This window comes from Bradyrhizobium sp. F1.13.3 (assembly GCF_040548265.1).
Taxonomy (GTDB): Bacteria; Pseudomonadota; Alphaproteobacteria; order Rhizobiales; family Xanthobacteraceae; genus Bradyrhizobium.
This window is the reverse complement of sequence record NZ_JBEPRI010000013.1, coordinates 195,190-213,465: the sequence shown is the minus strand read 5'-3', so window position 1 is coordinate 213,465 and position 18,276 is coordinate 195,190. Positions and strand designations below refer to the sequence as shown.

The 18,276-nt window shown below is 64.8% G+C and carries 22 protein-coding genes; 12 read left to right on the top strand and 10 right to left on the bottom strand.

Annotation, left to right across the window (positions count from 1 at the left end; genetic code table 11):
* Nucleotides 1-2: 2 nt before the first annotated feature.
* Together ABIB66_RS30370 and ABIB66_RS30365 are read right to left on the bottom strand one after the other, a co-directional pair.
* Nucleotides 3-896 (bottom strand): MBL fold metallo-hydrolase, encoded by an 894-nt coding sequence (locus tag ABIB66_RS30370; RefSeq protein ID WP_354256800.1) that lies wholly within the window; start codon nucleotides 894-896, stop codon nucleotides 3-5.
* Nucleotides 897-899: 3 nt separating this feature from the next.
* Nucleotides 900-2,102, bottom strand: coding sequence for an ABC transporter substrate-binding protein (locus tag ABIB66_RS30365; RefSeq protein ID WP_354256797.1), 1,203 nt, complete (start codon nucleotides 2,100-2,102; stop codon nucleotides 900-902).
* Between the two features lie 107 nt (nucleotides 2,103-2,209).
* Between ABIB66_RS30365 and ABIB66_RS30360 the strand changes: the two genes are divergently transcribed.
* Genes ABIB66_RS30360 through ABIB66_RS30350 form a run of 3 tightly spaced genes read left to right on the top strand, consistent with a single transcriptional unit; the run spans nucleotide 2,210 to nucleotide 4,299 of the window.
* On the top strand, nucleotides 2,210-2,911 hold the full coding sequence (locus ABIB66_RS30360) for a TetR/AcrR family transcriptional regulator (RefSeq protein WP_354210432.1): 702 nt from the start codon (nucleotides 2,210-2,212) through the stop codon (nucleotides 2,909-2,911).
* Nucleotides 2,889-3,440, top strand: coding sequence for a carboxymuconolactone decarboxylase family protein (locus ABIB66_RS30355; protein WP_354210431.1), 552 nt, complete (start codon nucleotides 2,889-2,891; stop codon nucleotides 3,438-3,440). Before ABIB66_RS30360 ends, ABIB66_RS30355 begins: the two co-directional genes overlap by 23 nt.
* 10 nt (nucleotides 3,441-3,450) lie before the next feature.
* The gene (locus ABIB66_RS30350; protein ID WP_354210430.1) at nucleotides 3,451-4,299 is read left to right on the top strand and encodes an SDR family NAD(P)-dependent oxidoreductase; all 849 of its coding nucleotides are present in this window, start codon (nucleotides 3,451-3,453) and stop codon (nucleotides 4,297-4,299) included.
* Between the two features lie 15 nt (nucleotides 4,300-4,314).
* Here ABIB66_RS30350 and ABIB66_RS30345 read toward each other — a convergent pair whose 3' ends face one another.
* Genes ABIB66_RS30345 through ABIB66_RS30330 form a run of 4 tightly spaced genes read right to left on the bottom strand, consistent with a single transcriptional unit; the run spans nucleotide 4,315 to nucleotide 6,859 of the window.
* Entirely contained in the window at nucleotides 4,315-4,824 is a 510-nt protein-coding gene (locus tag ABIB66_RS30345) for a DoxX family protein (RefSeq protein ID WP_354210429.1), read from the bottom strand.
* Nucleotides 4,824-5,603, bottom strand: coding sequence for an HvfC/BufC N-terminal domain-containing protein (locus tag ABIB66_RS30340; RefSeq protein WP_354210428.1), 780 nt, complete (start codon nucleotides 5,601-5,603; stop codon nucleotides 4,824-4,826). The genes ABIB66_RS30345 and ABIB66_RS30340 overlap by 1 nt, the downstream gene beginning before the upstream one ends.
* Entirely contained in the window at nucleotides 5,593-6,507 is a 915-nt protein-coding gene (gene bufB / locus ABIB66_RS30335; protein ID WP_354210427.1) for an MNIO family bufferin maturase, read from the bottom strand. The genes ABIB66_RS30340 and bufB overlap by 11 nt, the downstream gene beginning before the upstream one ends.
* Nucleotides 6,508-6,553: 46 nt before the next feature.
* A complete protein-coding gene (locus ABIB66_RS30330) occupies nucleotides 6,554-6,859 on the bottom strand; it encodes a BufA1 family periplasmic bufferin-type metallophore (RefSeq protein WP_354210426.1) in 306 nt (101 codons plus the stop codon).
* Between the two features lie 319 nt (nucleotides 6,860-7,178).
* On the opposite strand from ABIB66_RS30330, the gene ABIB66_RS30325 reads away from it, so the two are divergent.
* From ABIB66_RS30325 to ABIB66_RS30315, 3 genes are all read left to right on the top strand, one after another.
* A complete protein-coding gene (locus ABIB66_RS30325) occupies nucleotides 7,179-9,272 on the top strand; it encodes an adenylate/guanylate cyclase domain-containing protein (protein WP_354210425.1) in 2,094 nt (697 codons plus the stop codon).
* Between the two features lie 107 nt (nucleotides 9,273-9,379).
* On the top strand, nucleotides 9,380-9,964 hold the full coding sequence (locus ABIB66_RS30320; RefSeq protein WP_354210424.1) for a HutD/Ves family protein: 585 nt from the start codon (nucleotides 9,380-9,382) through the stop codon (nucleotides 9,962-9,964).
* Between the two features lie 142 nt (nucleotides 9,965-10,106).
* Complete coding sequence (locus ABIB66_RS30315; protein WP_354210423.1) at nucleotides 10,107-11,294, top strand: adenylate/guanylate cyclase domain-containing protein; 1,188 nt, start codon at nucleotides 10,107-10,109, stop codon at nucleotides 11,292-11,294.
* A gap of 12 nt (nucleotides 11,295-11,306) precedes the next feature.
* On the opposite strand, the gene ABIB66_RS30310 is transcribed toward ABIB66_RS30315, so the two are convergent.
* The gene (locus ABIB66_RS30310) at nucleotides 11,307-11,810 is read right to left on the bottom strand and encodes a hypothetical protein (RefSeq protein ID WP_473320781.1); all 504 of its coding nucleotides are present in this window, start codon (nucleotides 11,808-11,810) and stop codon (nucleotides 11,307-11,309) included.
* A gap of 113 nt (nucleotides 11,811-11,923) precedes the next feature.
* Here ABIB66_RS30310 and ABIB66_RS30305 point away from each other — a divergent pair, with 113 nt between their 5' ends.
* Nucleotides 11,924-12,721, top strand: coding sequence for an adenylate/guanylate cyclase domain-containing protein (locus ABIB66_RS30305; RefSeq protein ID WP_354256794.1), 798 nt, complete (start codon nucleotides 11,924-11,926; stop codon nucleotides 12,719-12,721).
* Nucleotides 12,722-12,749: 28 nt separating this feature from the next.
* Here the strand turns inward: ABIB66_RS30305 and ABIB66_RS30300 are convergent, their stop codons facing one another.
* Complete coding sequence (locus ABIB66_RS30300; protein ID WP_354256791.1) at nucleotides 12,750-13,751, bottom strand: NADP-dependent oxidoreductase; 1,002 nt, start codon at nucleotides 13,749-13,751, stop codon at nucleotides 12,750-12,752.
* Nucleotides 13,752-13,798: 47 nt separating this feature from the next.
* Nucleotides 13,799-14,656, bottom strand: a complete 858-nt coding sequence (locus ABIB66_RS30295) for an oxidoreductase (RefSeq protein WP_354210420.1) — start codon at nucleotides 14,654-14,656, stop codon at nucleotides 13,799-13,801.
* A gap of 128 nt (nucleotides 14,657-14,784) precedes the next feature.
* Between ABIB66_RS30295 and ABIB66_RS30290 the strand changes: the two genes are divergently transcribed.
* From ABIB66_RS30290 to ABIB66_RS30270, 5 genes are all read left to right on the top strand, one after another.
* Entirely contained in the window at nucleotides 14,785-15,336 is a 552-nt protein-coding gene (locus ABIB66_RS30290) for a TetR/AcrR family transcriptional regulator (protein WP_354256786.1), read from the top strand.
* 29 nt (nucleotides 15,337-15,365) lie between these two features.
* Complete coding sequence (locus ABIB66_RS30285; RefSeq protein WP_354256783.1) at nucleotides 15,366-15,623, top strand: hypothetical protein; 258 nt, start codon at nucleotides 15,366-15,368, stop codon at nucleotides 15,621-15,623.
* A gap of 25 nt (nucleotides 15,624-15,648) precedes the next feature.
* A complete protein-coding gene (gene rpoH, locus ABIB66_RS30280) occupies nucleotides 15,649-16,521 on the top strand; it encodes an RNA polymerase sigma factor RpoH (protein ID WP_354065236.1) in 873 nt (290 codons plus the stop codon).
* Between the two features lie 365 nt (nucleotides 16,522-16,886).
* On the top strand, nucleotides 16,887-17,378 hold the full coding sequence (locus ABIB66_RS30275; protein ID WP_354065234.1) for an Hsp20/alpha crystallin family protein: 492 nt from the start codon (nucleotides 16,887-16,889) through the stop codon (nucleotides 17,376-17,378).
* Nucleotides 17,379-17,544: 166 nt separating this feature from the next.
* Complete coding sequence (locus ABIB66_RS30270) at nucleotides 17,545-17,835, top strand: hypothetical protein (RefSeq protein WP_354256780.1); 291 nt, start codon at nucleotides 17,545-17,547, stop codon at nucleotides 17,833-17,835.
* A gap of 68 nt (nucleotides 17,836-17,903) precedes the next feature.
* Here the strand turns inward: ABIB66_RS30270 and ABIB66_RS30265 are convergent, their stop codons facing one another.
* On the bottom strand, nucleotides 17,904-18,200 hold the full coding sequence (locus ABIB66_RS30265) for a hypothetical protein (protein ID WP_354210416.1): 297 nt from the start codon (nucleotides 18,198-18,200) through the stop codon (nucleotides 17,904-17,906).
* Nucleotides 18,201-18,276 lie beyond the last annotated feature (76 nt).

Genomic DNA, 18,276 nt, shown 5'->3' with positions numbered 1-18,276 from the left:
CCTCAATCCTCGAACCGAAACCGGAATGCCTCGCCGTGCCGGATCACGCGCCCCGCGGTCGGCACCGGAAAATGGCCGGTGAGCAGATAGCTCGGCGTGTCCGCGAGCTCTTCGAGCAGCGCCATCCGTGTCGCGATCGCAGCAGCCGGATCGACGTCGGCCGCATTCGACAGCCAGGGCGCGGCGCACTGGATCGGATGATGGATGACATCGCCCGACATCACCGCGTGATCGCGGCCGCCATTGAGATGGATCTGCATGTTGCCGGCGGTGTGGCCCGGCGCCGGCGCGAAGCGCAAGGCGGCATCGCGATCGTCAAACAGGCGATGATCGGTCTCGACGAATTCGGCAAGGCCCGCGGCGACCACCGGCAGCACCGAATCCTCGAACGAGCCGTGGTTCACCGGGCTGTTTGGCGCGGCATTGTGCGCGGCCTCGAAGTGGCGATATTCGGCGCGCCCCATCAGATAGCGCGCCTGGGGGAAAGTCGGTACCCAGCGGCCGTCGAGGAGGCGTGTGTTCCAGCCGACGTGATCGACATGCAGATGCGTGCACATTACGAAGTCGACCTGTTCGGGCCTGACGCCGAGCGCCTGCATGTTCTCGAGATAAGGCTGGTCGAGGTTGTTCCACGCCGGGACGCGCGGCCGCTGCTTGTGATTTCCGCAGCAGGTGTCGACGATGGCGGTCCAGCGCGGCGTGCGAACCAAATATGAATGGTGGCTGAGGATGAAGCGGCCGGTCTCCGGCTCGATATAGCGGTGATCGAGCCAGCTTCGGTTCGCCTCGATCACCTCGTCGGTGACGTTGGCGAACAGCCAGGCCTTGTCGAACGCGAGCGCTGCGATCTCGCTGACGAGATCGATCCGCATGCTGCCGATGCGCACCTGCCGCATCGCTCAGTTCTTCAGAAGATCGCCGAACGGCATCCAACGCGTGCCGTCGAAGCGGATCAGCTGGAGGCTGGTCATGGGCGTGAAGCGTTCGGGCGAATTGCTGACCGCGGTGCCGTTGATCAGCATCGGCAGGCGCACGTCCTTCATGGTCGTTGCCTGCTTCATCACGTTGGCGCGGGTGAGGTCGTTGCCGGCGGCCTTGAGCACGGTCACCAGCGTCTGCGCGATGGTGTAGCTATAGACGTTGAGCCAGTCGCTCTTGTTGGCCTCGGGCAGGTACTTGTCCATGAAGGCGACCCACTCCTTGAGGCCGGCATCGTCCTTCAGTGCCGGATCGGTCGCGTCCTTCAGATACTGGCTGGAGATGACGCCGGTGGAATTGTCCTTGCCGGCCGGCTCGAGCACGCCGCTGATCGAGGCCGAGACGTTGGAGATGATGGTGACGGGCTTCCAGCCGATCTCGCCGATCTTGCGGATCGCCTGCGCCGCAAACTTCGGCGTTGCCGCCACCAGCACTACGTCAGCGCCTGCGGTCTTCAACTGGAGGATCTGGGTGTCCACGGTCGGCGCCGAGGTTTCATAAGCCGCGCGCGCGACGATCGCCTCGCCGTTGCCGAGACCTTCCTCCAGCGCCTTCAGATAGTCCCTGCCGAGGTCGTCGTTCTGGTAGAGCACGCCGATTTTCGCATTGGAATGGCTCGCCTTGATGTATCTGGCATAGGCGATCGCCTCGTCGCGATAGGTCGGCTGCCAGCCGACGGTCCAGGGGAAGTTCTTCGGATCGTCCCACTTCGCCGCACCGGATCCCAGGAAGAGCTGCGGCACCTTGCGGTCGTTGAGGTATTTGTGCACGGCGCTGTTGGTCGGCGTGCCGACACCGCCGAAGATCAGCAACACGTCCTCGCTCTCGACCAGCCGGCGCGTCTGCTCCACCGTCTTCGGCGGGCTGTAGGCGTCATCCGCGATAATCATCTGGATCCGACGCCCGTTGATGCCGCCGTCGTCGTTCACCTTGCGGAAATAGGCCTCGGCGGATTTCGCGATCTGCGCGAAGGCCGACACCGGGCCGCTCAGCGGCGCGGTGGTGCCGATCTTGATGGTCTTGTCGTCGGCGCCGGGGTCGTATTTGTTTTGGGCGTGAACGGTGCTGGCTGCGAGCACCGGCAACAGGATGCAGGCCGCGCGAAGGCGGGCGAAGCGCGCCATGACGTCGTCTCCCCAAGGTTTGCTCTCCGCTTCTCTGAGGCGCGGAGTAGAAACGAACGATCGTCCGTACGGTTGACTAGCGAACGATCGTTCGTTAGTCAAGCCGCATGGCTGTCCACACCACCAGCGCGGCGGAAGCGGCTGCGCCCACGACCCGCGAGCGCATCCTCACCGAGGCGCTCGATCTGTTCGCGCAGAGCGGCTACGGCGGCGCCTCGATGCGCGAGCTCGCGCGTCGCGTCGGCATTCGCGAGAGCAGCCTCTACAATCACTTCGCCGGCAAGGCCGCGATCCTCGATGCGATCGTTGCCGAGCACGGTCCGGCCAGCTCGGCGAGCCGGCTGGAAGAGCCGCGCTACAAGCAGCTTGCGCGCCAGCCTGCCGCGTTCTGCCGGCAGTTTGCATTGGATTTGGTCGAGCAATGGTCCGATCCGCGCGAGCACCAGTTCCAGAAAGTCATCACCGCCGAGCGCAACCGCGTGCCCGGCATCCGCGCCAAATTCGCCGATCATTTCTACGCGCGCGAGCAGAGCATGATGACGGATTATTTCCGCGGCTTTGCGCTCGCCGGTCTGGTCTCGACGCCGGATCCGCGCGAGACCGCGCGGCTGTTCGCGGCCGGGCTGATCTACATCCGTCTCGAGCATTACGTGATGGGCGCGGCACCGTCGCCGCGGCCGAAGGTGATCGAGGCGATCGACCGCTACCTCGCGTTCTTCCTGTCGCTGATCGCGGCGGATGGCGGGACAAACGACAACAAGAAACGAAAAGCCAAGGGAGAGAATCGTGGCAAGGCTGCCCCTGGTTGATCCGGAGACGACCAGCGGCGATATCCGCGCGTCGTTCGACCGCATGCCGGTCAAGCTGAATATTTTCCGCATGATGGCTCATGCCGAGGCCAACATGATCCCGGCGATGCGGCTCGGCAATTCGATCCTGCACAAGCAGAAGCTCAGTGCGGTCAATCGCGAGCTCCTGATCCTGCAGGCAGCCCAGCTCGAAGGCGGCGCCTATGAATGGCGCCAGCACGTGCCGATCGCGCTCGGAATCGGCTGCACGCAAGCACAGATCGATGCGGTCGAGCGCGCCGACTACGATGCCGCCGGCCTAGGCGATGCCGAGCGCGCCCTGCTGAAATTCGGCCGCGAAGTGGTCGAGAACGTCCGCGTTCCCGAGGCGATCTTCGCCGCCATGCGCGAGTATTTCAGCGACCAGGAGATCGTCGAATCCATTGTCGCGCTCGGCTTCTACATGATGATGGCGCGTCTCACCGAGGCGACCGAGACCGATCTCGATCCGGCAGCTGGCATGAAGGTCTATGACGGCGGCAAGAAATAAGGCGGCGCGCATGTCCGAGAATTCCGAGACCAGGCCAGACCGCTATGTCCGCCCGCCGAGCGCGGAATCGCTGGGCGAAGCGCCGGGCAGGGGACGTCTCGAAGGCCGCCGCATCCTGATCGTCGGCGGTGGCCAGCGTGTGTTCGACGCCGCCACCGATCCGATCGGCAACGGCCGCGCCATGAGCATTCTTTGCGCGCGCGAGGGCGCGAAGGTCGCGGTCGCCGATCGCAACCGCACCTCGGCCGAGCATACGGTAAAGTACATCACCGACGAAGGCGGCGAGGGCTTTGCCATCGCGGCCGATGTCACCTCTGAATCCGACGTCCAGCGCATGATCGACGAGGCGCATCGCGCCATGGGCGGTCTCGACGGCATGGTGCTCAACATCGGCACCTTCGGCAAGGTCGGGCTCGATGCCGTCAGCCCCGAGGAGTGGAATGGGATCTACGACGTCAACGTTCGCGGTCCGATGCTGTGTTGCCGCGCGGGCCTGCCGAAGTTCGACAACGGCGGATCGATCGTCTTCATCTCCTCCATCGCCGCGCTGAAAGCCGGCTCGCAGATGGCGGTGTATGATTCATCGAAAGCCGCGCTCGGCGGCCTCATGCGCAACATCGCCCATCTCGGATCGCGCCGCGGCATCCGCACCAACCTGGTCTATCCCGGCCTCGTCGACACCCCGAACGGCCGCGAGGCCGGCGCCGGCCGACCCAACCGCGGCAAGGGCCACGTTCCATTCGGCCGCCAGGCCACCGCCTGGGAAATCGCCTATGCCGTGCTGTTCTTCCTCTCGGACGAGAGCGTCTACGTCACTGCGCAGACGCTCGCGGTCGATAGCGGCCTGAGCGGGATGTGACAGGACGCCTAGCGCCTATGGCCGGGGGCCGCGCGCTCGGCAGATCAAATGGTCCAGCGAGACCCAGCCCGGCCCATAGGCCATGATGCCGAGCGCCATCGCCGCCCAAGTGATGTGGATCGGCCAGCCGTCAGGCACGGTCAGCTCGACGATGACGGTCATGAACAGCAGTCCGAGCGCCGCAAACCGCGTGCCGAAGCCGAGCAGAAGGAGGATCGGGAACATGATTTCTCCGCATCCCGAGAGGAAGGCCATCACGGTCGGCGCCGGATAATGATAGGGCCCGCCCGGCAGATGCAGCATGAATTCGTCGCTGAACAACGTCACCGCGGTGTCGTTGAGCCTGAGGAAGCCTGCCCATTTGAGCATGCCGGAACGCCAGAACGGCACCGCTAGCGCGACGCGGAGCACGAGCTGAACGACCGATGGCGAGGCGATGGTCTGCACCAGATGATTGGCCTTGTCGACGAGGAGCCCGAGCGAGGGGAGGCCGCCACCCGCTTGCATGCGTTGGTCCGTGATCATCAGACGTCTCCGAAAGCGATTGAGGTGAAGGCGCCCGCCTCGATCAGGCCGGTGATGTTCGAAGCGATGTCGAAGTCGGCCGCCGCGTCGAGCGCGCGTGCAGCAGCCTCGCCGAGCGGCCGACCCGACATCAGGCTGCTCGCGAATGCCGCTCCGCCGGGCGGCAGGTGCCGGACCACGACATCGAATTCGGCGCGCGTGACCAACGCGTCTTCCGGCGACGCAGCGTCGATGCGCCCGACCGGCGACGTATCGCGGTTGGCCGCGAATATCGTCACCGCCGCGAATTGCGACCGCACGATCCCCGCCGCCGGGTGCGGTATGAGAACGAGATCGCCCAGCCGCGCCGGCGCAACCCCTGCAAGCTGCGCCGGCGACAGCGGTGCGGCGTCGGCTGCGTGATAGGTATCGAGCCAGGCCCGCTCGATGCGGGCGACATCTGCGAGCCATGGCATCATCTGCGCATGTTCATATTGCGCGACGAAGGCCGGGAAGTCGCGGCCGTACTCGAACAGCAGCGGTGAGATCGGCGGCGTCTGGCGAACATGGAAGCGCGCCATGGCGCGGAAGAAGTCGATCCCGGTGATGCGCTGCACCGCCGGATAGATCGCGGCGAGCGCGTCGATCAGGCTGACCGTGACGTTATTGCGGTAGACATCGTAGCGCTTGCCGGGTGCCTTGCCGTTCGGACCGGTCACGATCTCAGGCGCAGGGCGCACCGGGTCCAGCAGCGCCGGTGCAAAGGCTGCGGCAAAGCAAACGTCAGGCTCAGGCGGCATGACGATCTCCCGTCAACGCGACCGGGCGGCAACGATCGAGGATCGCCTGCGCGGCGGCGGCTTCCGCCTGCAGGACCGGCCAGTCCGGAATCTTGCTGTCCCACTCGATCAGCGTCGGCACGCCGTCGCGGCGCCGGACGACGATCTCGTACAGCTTCCACACGGCGTCCGCGACGGGGCCGTCATGGCTGTCGATCAGCAGCAGATCGCCTTCGTCGTCGGCCTGCTCGGCATGTCCGGCGAGATGGATCTCCCCGACGCGGGCCAGCGGAAAGTCCGCGAGGTAGTCGAGCGCTGAGAATCCGTGATTGGTCGCTGATACGAATACATTGTTGATATCGAGCAGCAGCCCGCAGCCGGTCCGCTCGGCGACAGTATGGATGAAATCGGTCTCGCTCATCGACGATTCGCGAAAAGCGATATAGGTCGATGGGTTTTCCAGCAGCAGCGGGCGGCGGATCGCGTCCTGCACCTGATCGATGTGATCGCAGACGTTTCGGAGCGTTGCCGCGGTGTAGGGCAGCGGCAACAGGTCGTTGAAGAAGCTGGTCTCATGCGTCGACCAGGCGAGATGCTCGGATACCAGCGCAGGCTGGTAGCGCGCCACCAGCCCGCGAAAGCGGGCCAGATGCGCCTTGTCGAGCGGCTGTGGTCCGCCGATCGACATGCACACGCCATGCAGCGACAGTGGATGGTCGCGGCGGATCGCTTCCAGCGCGCGATGCGGCGGTCCGCCTGCACCCATATAGTTCTCGGCGTGGACCTCGAAGAAGCCGCGCTGCGGTTTTGCGCTCAGGATCGCCTGAAGATGTTCGAGCTTGAAGCTGGTCCCGGCGACGCCGCCGATGGGCGCGGAATAGCGGAGGGGCACCGCAGACATGTCAGGCGCGATTGCCGTCGTCATGGTTTCTCTCCGCTCTTCCCTGTTGTCGTGGTCGTGTCGCAGCGCGTCAGACCGGCTTGAGCGAGCCCTTCTTGCCGCCCGGCAGCTCGATGCTGGTGCAGGTGCCGCCCTGGACGAATTTCCATGCATTGCCTTGGAAGTCGGTGGTCGAGGTGCCCTGGCAAGTCGTGCCCGGCCCGGCGGCGCAATCGTTCTGGCCCTTCAGCGCGACGCCGAAGCATTTTTCCTTTTTGGCCGCGACGGCCGCGTCGCCCTCGGCCTTGGTCAGCGGAGCAGCAGCGGCCAGGGTCGCAAGTGCGGTCGACATGGCGCCGGCGAGAATGAGCGTGGTCACGGCAAGTTTGGCAGACATTGAAGATTCTCCTGTTCGAGATGGCATCGCCTGGCAGGCGAAGAGCGCCTTGTTCGGTTCGCCTCGCACCCAGCTCGTGTTACCGATCGAGCAGGTCACGAGTTTGTGAGGCCGTTGGATGGGCGCACGGGCTGTGCGCTTGGACCGAATTAGCGGGTGACGGGCGGGTCAATCCAATGCCTAGTCTCTATCGAGACCTTAGCCGGAGAGCATTGGCGGCGGCACGCGGTGCCTGTCACAGGTAACGAATGCACGCGTGCCACGTAGAACGGTAACAGGAGGTGGCCAGTCGCCGCTTTGCCGGAGAACGGAAACAGCGATGAATGTTGATCCCGGACGGCACCTGCGCGCGATCGCGAAGCTGACGGTCAGCATCCGCCTCGCCGTCTCGGCGCTGGTCCTGACCGCGATTCTTTTGACCGCGGCCCTCTCCAGCCTGCTGTGGTGGCGCACGGCGGAAGCGGCGAGCCGGCAGCTCGCATCGACCATCAACGAGCAGATCGTGGCCGCTGTCCGCAAGGAGGTCGCCGCGATCGTGGACGAGGCGCGTGCCGCCCATACCGCGATCCGAACCCTGTTCCTGCAGAACGTGCTCGACACCCGCGAGGCCGACAAGCGCGAATTCGTCTTCCTGTCGCAATTGCAGTCGCAGGCGACGATCTCCTGGGTCGCCTTTGGCTGGCCCGACGGCTCCTTCTTCGCCGCGCACAAGCTCGGCGACCGCCGGCTGGAGATGATGGAGATCTCGCTGACCGATCATGCTGGCCAGCGCCGCATCGACGAATACGAGGTGGTGCCCGGCGACATCGAATTCGCCAATCGCCGTTTCGAACCGACCGATTTTCGTGTCGCCGATCGCGCTTGGTTCAAGACCGGGCTGGCGGCCGCGGACCCGGAGTGGTTCAAGGTCATGGACCATCCGACCGGAGAGCGGCCTTCGATCGCCTTTGCCGGTCCGATCGACGTCTACCAGGAGCGGCAGGGCGTCTTGGCCATCGTCATCGAGTACACCAGGCTCGCGCGCTTCCTGTCGCAGCTCGAGGTCGGGCGCACCGGAACGGCTTTCATCATCGACGGCAGTGGTGAGCTGATCGCGGCGCCCGACAAGGACGCCGACGAGCTGCACGCCGCGAAGGGCGATACGACGCTGCTACCGCTGGCGCGGATGGCACTCGTGAAGGCGGGCGAAGATGGCCGCAAGGAAGCCTGGCGAAGCCGGCTGACATCGGCTGGCGCGGCTTACGAAGTGGCGCTCACGCCGCTGCCGTTTCCCGGCTGGTCGCTGGCGACCGTGATCCCCGAGGCCGAGTTCCTCGGTCCGGTCGAGACGACATTGCGCCGCCTGATCCTCGGCCTTGCCATCGGCGCCGTGCTCGCAGCATTGGCCTCGGCGATGCTGGCGCGTTCCGTCATCGCCGCGCCGCTGTCGCGCGTCGTCGGCGAGCTGCGTCATGTCGAAGCTTTTGCGCTGGAGCAGGTCCGCCGCCATCCGTCGCGGCTGAAGGAGATCGCGAGCCTGTCCGGCGCGATCGCCGAGATGGCGGCCGGTCTTTCAGCGTTTCGCAAATTCATCCCGGCCGATCTGGTCCGCTCGCTGTTGCGGCAGGGCGTCGAGGCCAGGCCCGGTGGCAGCATGCAGGAGCTCAGCGTGATGTTCGTCGACATCGCCGGCTTCACCGGGCTGTCCGAGCGGCTCGGCGATCGCGTGGTGCCGTTGCTGTCGCGCTACCTCGACCTCGCCTCAGAGGCCGTCGTCGCCAATGGCGGGACCATCGACAAATTCATCGGCGACGCCGTCATGGCATTCTGGGGCGCGCCGCAGCCGCAGGCCGACCACGCGCTGCGCTGCTGCCGTGCGGCGCTCGGCTGTTGCAGAGCCATCGCGGCGTCGGGCCTTGCCGACGATCTCGGCCAGCCGCTCCAGATCCGGATCGGGATCAACTCTGGCCGCATGCTGGTCGGCAATATCGGCTCCGAGCTGCGCCTGAATTATACCGTGATCGGCGATGCCGTGAACGTCGCGAGCCGCCTCGAGGGCGCCAACAAATCCTACGGCACGCAGATCCTCATTGGCGAAGCGACCGAACGTCTCGCACGCGGCGCCATCATCACGCGCGAGATCGACAGCATCGCCGTGTATGGACGCGAGGAGGGTTTTGCGGTCTATGAATTGATCGGACTTGCCGGGGAGGGCGGCGGCGACCAGACAGCCTGCTGGATCGGGCGCTACGAGCAGGGGCTCGCCAGCTATCGCGCTCGCCGGTTTGCGGCTGCACTCGCCGATTTCGAAGGCGTGCTGAACATGCGTGGCCCGGATCGCCCGGCCGAACTGATGCGCGACCGCTGCCGGCAGTTGGTTGAGAGCGCGCCTGATGTTGCGTGGCGCCCGGTCGCGGCACTGACGACGAAGTAGTCGCGAAAGATTGGCGCGCTGACGGGAAGCGAGCTGGCGACGATCCTGTCTGCGTGATACGCAACTAACACCACCCGTCCTCTTGCGCTCCCGGACCACCTCAAGACATGAAAACCACACTGCTGAAATCCGAAGACTACGCTCGCTCGCCCTGGAAGAACGGCGGCGGCATCTTCACCGATATCGCGGATGCCCATCGCGCTGATTCCAGCGTGAAGGATTGGGACAGCCTGCTGTGGCGCTTCGCGGCGACCCCGATCGTGGCACCCGGGCCGTTCTCCCATATGCCCGGCATCGACCGTTTGCAAATGGTGGTCGGCGGCCGCGGGCTGGTGCTGAAGTCCCCCACCCAGGAATTCGACGAGCGCGAGCCGTTCACCACGGTGCGCTTCACCGGCGAGCTCGAGATCGTGACCAGGCTCGAGGAAGGGCCAGTCGAGGTCGTGAATTTGATGGGCCGGCGCGGTGCGGTCGCTCTTGAGCTCGAAGCGCTCAGGGAGCCCGGTGAACGGCGATTGTCCGCCGGCACGCATCTGGTCTATGCGGCGCGTGGCGACTGCGGCATCCGTCTCGACGGTACGGATTTTTCGATTTCGCACGAAAACACGTTGAAGGTCGAACTGACGGGGGCATCGACGCTTGCGCTCGTCTCGGGGCGGGCTGTGCTGGGCTCTATTCAAATCGTCGGCTGAACGGCGTTCCCGCCCATCAGAGCGATGCGTACAATCCGTGCAACTAGCTAGGTTGACGCCGTCGCGCCGGAGCACGATATCTGCCCTGATGCAGCCGCCGCCCAAAGCACGATGCGGGCGGCCACGATATGAACGGGCAGATATGATCCCAGAGAAGAAATCCGCCACGCTGTCCGACGGCGTCGTCGACTGGCTGATCAACGGCACGCGGGACCAGCGCTTCATCGACGTTATCTTTGCCGAGATGTGCATCCGGCTTCAGCAGGCCGGTATTCCGCTGGCGCGGTCGACGCTTCACGTGCTGATCCAGCACCCGCAATGGCTGGGCGCCCGCTTCATGTGGTCCGACGGCATGCGCGAGGCGGAGATTGCGCGGGTCGACTATGACGTCCGCGAGCGGTCCGAGTTCATCGGTAGTCCCGCCAGCGAAATGTTCGACGGCGCAACCGAGTTGCGCGAGAATCTCGAAGGCGACCCCGCGCTCGGCCGCAAGCACGCGCTTTATCGCGAGATGCGCGCGCAGGGCCTGACCGACTACGTGGCCTGGCCCCTCTATCATACGCTCGGCAAGCGCCATCTCGTCACCTTCGCGACCGACCGGCCCGGCGGTTTCGACGACGCGCATATCGCCGCCCTCAAGAACATATTGCCGGTGCTGTCGCTGGTCAGCGAGATCCGAATCAAAAATCGCTTGGCGCGGACGCTGCTTGAGACCTATGTCGGCTCCCACGCGGGCGAGCTCATCCTGGCCGGCGCCACGCGGCGCGGCACCGGCACGACGGTGCGCGCCGCGATCATGATCTGCGATCTGCGCGAATTCACCAAGATTTCGGACAACTGGCCGCGGGACGACGTCATCGATCTGCTCAACGATTATTTCGACGCGATGTCGGAGCCGATCGCCCGGCATGGCGGCGAGATCCTGAAATTCATCGGTGACGGCCTGCTCGCCATCTTCCCGCTGAGCGAGCCCAATGCCGGTGCAAACCTGCTGCACGCCGTGACCGAAGCCCGGCAGGCCATGATCGCGTTGAACGCGCGCAACGACGGCACCGGCCGCGCGCCGCTGAACTACGGCATCGGCGTCCATGTCGGCGACGTCATGTACGGCAATATCGGATCGTCCACCCGGCTCGACTTCACCGTGATCGGTCCCGCCGTCAACATGGCCTCGCGCCTTGAAGCCCTGACCAAGCAATTGGGAAAGACGGTGCTGCTGTCACGCGAATTCGCCGATCTCGTTGGCAGCCAGTTCGATCTGGAGCGTGTCGGCGAGCACGGGGTGCGCGGCTTCAGCGAGCCGATCGAGCTGTTTGCGTATCAGGGCTGAGGCAAGGAAACATCACTGTTTCGATCCGGTCCAGCTTCCGACACATCCATCGGATCGCCGGAACGTACCGGAGCCGCTGCGGCCTGAAAATCGGCCGGACATGGTCCAGGTCAGGCTTCCGGCGGCACCGACCCCGGATGTGGAGCCGTTCGGACTGACTTGAGCGGTGCCGTACTGTCCGACCAGCTGGCCGCCGGTGATGACCACCGTATCGGTGGAGGTGCCGCAGGACGCGCCGACACTGGTCAGGACCCATGCTCCGTCGAGATTGCCGCCTCCGCCGCTCTTTTGCGGCGCGCGGCGCGGCTCGTCGTCCGCGGGCTTGCTGCGTCGTGCCGGCTTCGAAGGCTCGGCCGCCCGCGGCGTCTCGCGCGAACCGGACAGCGATTTTTCGTCGTTGCCGATGCTGCCGCCGGCGCTCCCCGACTGCGCACGCGCCATGTCGGGCAAGGCGACGATTTCGAGCGCGGCTGACAACAGGGCGGCTTCACAAAAAGCGCGAAAATGATTTTGCATATGCACTGGTTTCAAATGAACAGGTCTTGACGGGATCGTATTGCCAATGCGCGAGTGTGTCACTACGCTTGACCCTGGGTCGCCCAAACGTTGCTTCGATCGGCCGCACGTTCATGCCAAAATTCCTCCGCATCGGAATCCATCAGTCGAACGTATCGGGTTACACGTCGAAGGCGTGGTGTGTCCGGCGCGTCGGCACGGCGATCCTCCTGAAGTGGGGCGCCGTGGAGGTCCAGGGCGCCGGTGACGGACGAAAGGTCTACTGGACGCGTCTGCCGCAGGAGAAGACAATTCGCTGTGGCAGCGCGCAGCGTGCCCAGGATTACGCAAAGGCCGCGATCGCGCGGCGCCGCAACCATCGCTATGAACCGCTGGCCGGCGCGATCGTGCTCCGTCGCCGGCCGGCCGCAGGCAGCACCGAGCTCAAGCGAGCGCTCGCCACGATCCTGATCGTCGATATCGTCGGCTCCACCGCAAAAGCGGCAAAGCTCGGCGATGTCCGTTGGACCAAAATCATGGGCCATTATTACGCGGCGGTCCGCAAGGAGCTGAAGAGCTCGCGCGGCAAGGAGGTCACGACGACGGGCGACGGCGTGCTGGCGACGTTCAAGACGCCGGCTGCCGCAATCAATTGCGCGACCGCGCTTCAGAAGGCCGTGCGTACGCTCGGCCTCGAGATCAGGGTCGGACTGCATGCCGGCGAATACACCGTGAGCGGCACCGAGGCGGTCGGCCTCGCCTTCCACATCGGCACCCGCGTCGCCGCAAAGGCGCGCGCCGGCGAGGTGCTGGTGTCGAGTGCGGTGAAGGAGCTGCTGGCGTCGCAGTCCGAAATCCGTTTCAGGGATCACGGCATGCACCAGCTCAAGGGCGTGCCGGAACGATGGCGGCTGTGGCGGGTAGAGGGCTGAGGCGATTGGGCGGGCCGCATCCACGCCCTCATCTCATCTGGACGACGATTTTCCCCTTAGCTCGTCCCCTTTCGAGATACGCCAGCGCCTCTTTCGCCTGTTCGAACGGAAAGACCTTGTCGATCACCGGCCGGATACGCTCCGCCTTGAGAAGCTCGCCGATCTCGGCGAGTTGGCTGCCGTCCGGGTGCACGAACACGAACGAATAGTCCGCGCCGATTTTGCCGGCCTGGCGAATAATCTTGCGGCTCAGCAATCCGAACAGCAGCACCATGAAGACATTCATGCCCCGGGCGCGCGCGAACGCGGCGTCCGGCGGCCCGACCAGTGAAGCAATCCTGCTCCCCCGCTTCAGGATCCGAAGCGATGTCTCGACCGCGTCGCCCCTGAGCGTACCCAGCACCGCGTCGTAGTCCCGCAGCACCGCCTCGAATTGCTGGATCTTGTAGTCGACCACCTCGTCAGCCCCGAGGCTGCGCACCAGATCGATATTGCCGGTGCTGGTCGTCGTCCCCACTTTTGCCCCGAGATATTTCGCGAGCTGGATCGCAAACGTGCCGATCCCGCCGGCGCCCGCGGGGATGAACACTTTCTGGCCCGGCTTGAGCCGTATGCGCTCCCTCAGCGCCTGCCACGATGTCAGGCCGACCATCGGAATCGAGGCCGCCTGCACGAAGTCCAGGTTCGGCGGCTTGAGTGCGGCGGCATCCTCCGGCACGATCGCGAATTCTGCGAGAGCGCCGGTGCCGAGATCGAAGATGCTGGCAAAGACGGCGTCCCCCGGCTTGAAGCGGGTCACGCGGCTTCCGACCTCGACGACGACGCCCGCCAGGTCGCTCCCCAGCGTGGCCGGCAGCTGAAACTTGAGGATCGGCTTGAACGTCCCTTTCGGAATCATGTTGTCGATTGGGTTCAAGCCCGCGGCGTGAACCTGGACCAGGATTTCGTTCGGCTTCGGCGTCGGCCGGGGGATGTCGGCCAACGCGATCTGGTCCGGCTTGCCGTAGCGCTTGAAGACGAGTGCTTTCATTTTTCTTCTCGGTCCGGAGGTTCTTCGCGACGGCAAGCTTGCGCCCCTCAGAAAGCCCGCGCGGTGCGGGCGGGCTGCGACGCCGCCACCGCATCGAGCCGCAAATCCTTTCGGATTCCGGCATCCACGAGGGCTGCGGGCGCAAACCGGCGCAGAAACCGCAGGCGCTTTGCAAGGCTGCCGGCCGCGTATTTGAGTTGCGGGCGCGCCGCGCTCGCGGCCTTCAGCACGGTCTCGGCCACCACGCCGGGCTGTTCGGCCGTCGTCATCACCTCGTTCACCCGTTTGGTCACACCGGCGCGCGCCTCGCGATATTCCTCGAGCGTGGCGTCGGGCTCCATGAAGTTCGCGTCGAACGGCGTCTTGGTGTAGGCGGGCTCGACCACCGAGACCCGGATGCCCCGCGTGCGCAGTTCATGGTCGAGCGATTCCGAATAGCCCGCCACCGCGTGCTTGGTCGCGGCATAGAGCGCGCCATAGGGCATCGGCAGAAAGCCAAGCACCGAGCCGATATTGATGATGCGGCCGTTGCCTTGGCGCCGCATGTGCGGCACGACGGCGCGCGTCATCCGGATCAGGCCGAAGAAGTTCGTCTCGAAAATCGCGCGCGCCTGCTCCATCGAGCTCTCTTCCGCGCCGGCGGGGGCAACGCCGAAGCCGGCGTTGTTGACGAGCAGGTCGATGCGGCCCTCGCGCCGGATCACTTCGCCGACTGCGGCTTCCACCGATGCGTCGCTGGTGACGTCGAGGGCCAACATCTCGAACGCCTGCTTGCCGGCCTGCGCGCCCCGCCTGCTGGTGCCGAACACCTTGTAGCCGGCATTTGCGAGCCGCTCCGCCGTGGCCTGACCGATGCCTGAGGAGGCGCCGGTCACCAGCGCGATCTTCGGTTTAATCCTGTTCATAGTGCCTCTCCGACGCCACTACCGGGTCTGAAATCGTTTGATTACGATCGTAACTATTGATATAGATGACGATCGTAATTATAAAAGTCAAGCCCCGTGCCCAAATCCCTTGTCCAAGGATCGGTCCCATGCGCGTCTCAAAGGAACAGGCCGCCAAAAATCGCGAGCATATTCTCGAGACCGCCTCGCGCCTGCTGCGGGAGCGCGGCATCGCCGGCGTCGGTGTGGACGCGCTCGCCGAGGCGGCCGGGATGACGCACGGCAGCCTCTACAGCCAGTTCGGCTCCAAGGAGCGTCTGGTCGAGGAAGCGGTCGCCCATGCGATCAAGGCCAAAGGCCAGGAATTGCCCGAGGCCTTCGCGCTCGAGGACTATGTTTCGCAGTATCTCTCCCCGGGGCATCGCGACGATGCCGCCGCCGGCTGTCCCTTCGCTGCGCTCGCCTGTGAGGTGTCACGTCAAGGCAGCGGCTTGAGGACGCGCTTCACCGCCGGCGTGCGCGGTACGATCGCCCTGCTGAGCAGCCGGATGGCCTCCACGCTGAAGCCACGCCAGCGCGAGGACAAGGCGCTCGCCGCCGCCGCCTCAATGGTCGGCGCCCTCGTGCTCGCCCGCGCCGTGGACGATCCCAAGCTGTCGGACGATATTCTTCGCGCGACGAGGAATTCGCTGGCGGGGTGAGAGCGCCGGAAGGCCGGAACAAAATTCCGGTGACGACGTTCGATGCGCTGACAGCCAAAGCCGATGGCTGCCGAACTTCGACATCGACATACTTTCGAACGCGCATGGATGACGACAGCGATCTGGTGCTCGGCATGTTGGCCCTGGCCGTCGCTGCCCTCCTATTGGTGGCGGGCGAGCTCTATCTCGTGACGCGGCCGGAGCCGCCGCAAACTCGGCCGCCAGCCCCACCGGTCGTAACATCCTCGGCCGAAACCATTTTCTGTCATGTCGATTTTGGAGCGTAAGCAGACAAATTCGAAGAGGTGGGCAATGGGAAGCACTGTAACTGTTCCGATGCTGTCGCCTGAGGGCGGCTTGACACATTACCTGGCGGAAATTCGAAAGTTTCCGATGCTGCGGCCCGACCAGGAAATGGCCTACGCGAAGCGATGGCGCGAGCACGGCGACCGTGAGGCAGCCTATCATCTGGTTACAAGCCATCTGCGGCTCGTTGCCAGGATCGCGATGGGATATCGCGGCTATGGCCTGCCGGTTGCGGACATCATTTCCGAAGGAAACGTCGGCCTGATGCACGCCGTCAAGCGCTTCGAGCCGGAGCGGGGCTTTCGGCTTGCGACCTACGCGATGTGGTGGATCAAGGCGTCGATCCAGGAATACATCCTGCGGTCCTGGTCGCTGGTCAAGATTGCCAACAGCGGGGCGCAGAAGAAGCTGTTCTTCAAGCTTCGCCGGACCAAGGCGGAAATCTCCGCCCTGGAGGATGGTGATCTCCGCCCCGAGCACGCCAGCCGGATCGCGCGGCGGCTCGGCGTGCAGGAGAACGACGTGATCGAGATGAACCGGCGCCTCGGCGGCGACCTGTCGCTCAATGCTTTGGTGCGCGATGCCGACGGCGGCGAAGTCCAGGACTGGCTCGTCGACCCCGCGTCCAGTCCTGAAGCCGAATACGCCGAGCGGGAAGAAACCAGACGGAGGCGTGAAGCCCTTGCCGGCGCGCTGGACCTCCTCAAGCCGCGCGAGCGCGACATTCTCGAGGCGCGCTGGCTCTCCGAGCCGCCGCTGAGGCTCGAGCAGCTCGCGGCACGATACGGCGTTTCACGCGAGCGGGTGCGGCAGATCGAAATGCGCGCGTTCGAAAAGGTTCGGGCCGCCATCGGGGGGCGCTTGGCAACCGGCTCTTGAAACCAAATCGCCGCCTCCTAATTCTTTTGGCAACCGCATGCGAGTGCGGTGCCGGACGCCAAAGCAGGGTCCGGCGAGGCCATCGGGGCTCGCCCCGGTGATGCTCTTAATCCATGTTGCTCACAGGAGGATGTGGTTATGAGAAACGACGATATGTCTCCCCTCTGGTGTTCGATCATTGGTTTCGACCGCCGTTCCGCCGCGTCGCATCGCGATCGATGCTGCCGGCAACGCCGACCCGAAATCGAGCACAAGCAGGCGGCCTGACGAGCTGATCGTCCGGGCTGTGCAGCGCGTGCGTGGCCATCGCCGCGCGCTGAGCTGCGCCAATCGACCATCAAGACAGGAGATAAGGAGAAACGACAATGGCACTACGCGATCTGATTCCGTGGAACAACGGCTCACGCAACATGGCCGTTCAGCGCGGCGAACCCGGCAATCCGCTGCTTGCGCTTCATCGCGAGATGAACCGGCTGTTCGACGACGCCTTCCGCAGCTTCGATCTCAGTCCGTTCGGCTCCTCGACCGCAATGGGCTGGCCGAACGTCGAACTCGACGAGAGCGACAAGGAGGTCAAGGTTGTCGCCGAGCTTCCCGGTCTCGAGCAGAAGGACGTCAACGTCGAGCTTGCAAATGGCGTGCTGACGATCAGCGGCGAGAAGAAGAGCGAAACGAAAGACAAGGAACGTCTCTTCAGCGAGCGTTACTATGGCCGTTTCGAGCGGCGCATTCCGGTCGATGACGTCGACCAGGACAAGGTCGCCGCTTCCTTCAACAACGGCGTTCTCACCGTCACCCTGCCGAAGTCACCGGCCGCACAACAGAAGGTGAAGCGGATCGCGATCAACGGCAAGTAAGCATGGAGTGTAAGCATGAAGCGGGCGGGAGCCACCGCTCTCGCCCGCTGCCGTTTCGTGGAGGCATTCGCGTCCGTCGGCTCGCTGCAAAATTTTCCGAAACGCCCGGAAACTTCAATTCCGGTTTGGCGTTTTGCGGTCGGTTTCCAAGTTCTGGGAGTCGCACATGAAGAAACTTGCTTTGGTCCTCACGATGATCTCGGCCCTGTTTGTGGCGGCGGCCTCGCCGGCGGAAGCTCATGGCTGGCGCGGCGGCTGGCACGGCCATTGGGGAGGTCCCGGTATCGGCTTCGGCCTTGTTGCCGGTGCGCTTACGGCTGGTCTGGCGGCCAACGCCTATTATGGCCCGCGCTACTATGGTCCGCCCTACGGCTACTATGGACCGCGCGTCGTGCGGCGGGCCTATTATGTACCTTACGCCTACGCTCCACCGCCCTATTGGGATCCCTGGTGGTGACGAGACAAGGCCCGGATCATCATCCGGGCCTTTTGCGTGAGCGAAATCGGTCAATCGTTCCGGCGCGCCTATTTGCGGTTCGCTCCGGTGGAGCCGGAACCTGGCATGGCCTGTTGGCCTCCTTGCGTTTGCCTGGTGTCGTTGTCGCCTGGCCGCGTCGTCGACGACTTCGCCGGTGCGTTCGCGCCGCCGCCATTGTTATCCGATGACGTGTTGAGGCTGGAGGCGCCCGCTCCCGTCGCGCCGCCGGTGCCAGAGGAGTCGATGCTCGACCCGGTCCTGGACGCACCCGCGCCGCCTTGCGCGAATGCGGAAGGGGAGAATGCGAGAGCCGCAACGAGCCCTGCGAGAACCAGCTTTTTCATGTCCGCTCCTTTGCTTGACGTCGTCACATGCCGTGCCGAGGCAAAGATTTGGGGACGCACCTGTTCCTGCGCGGGA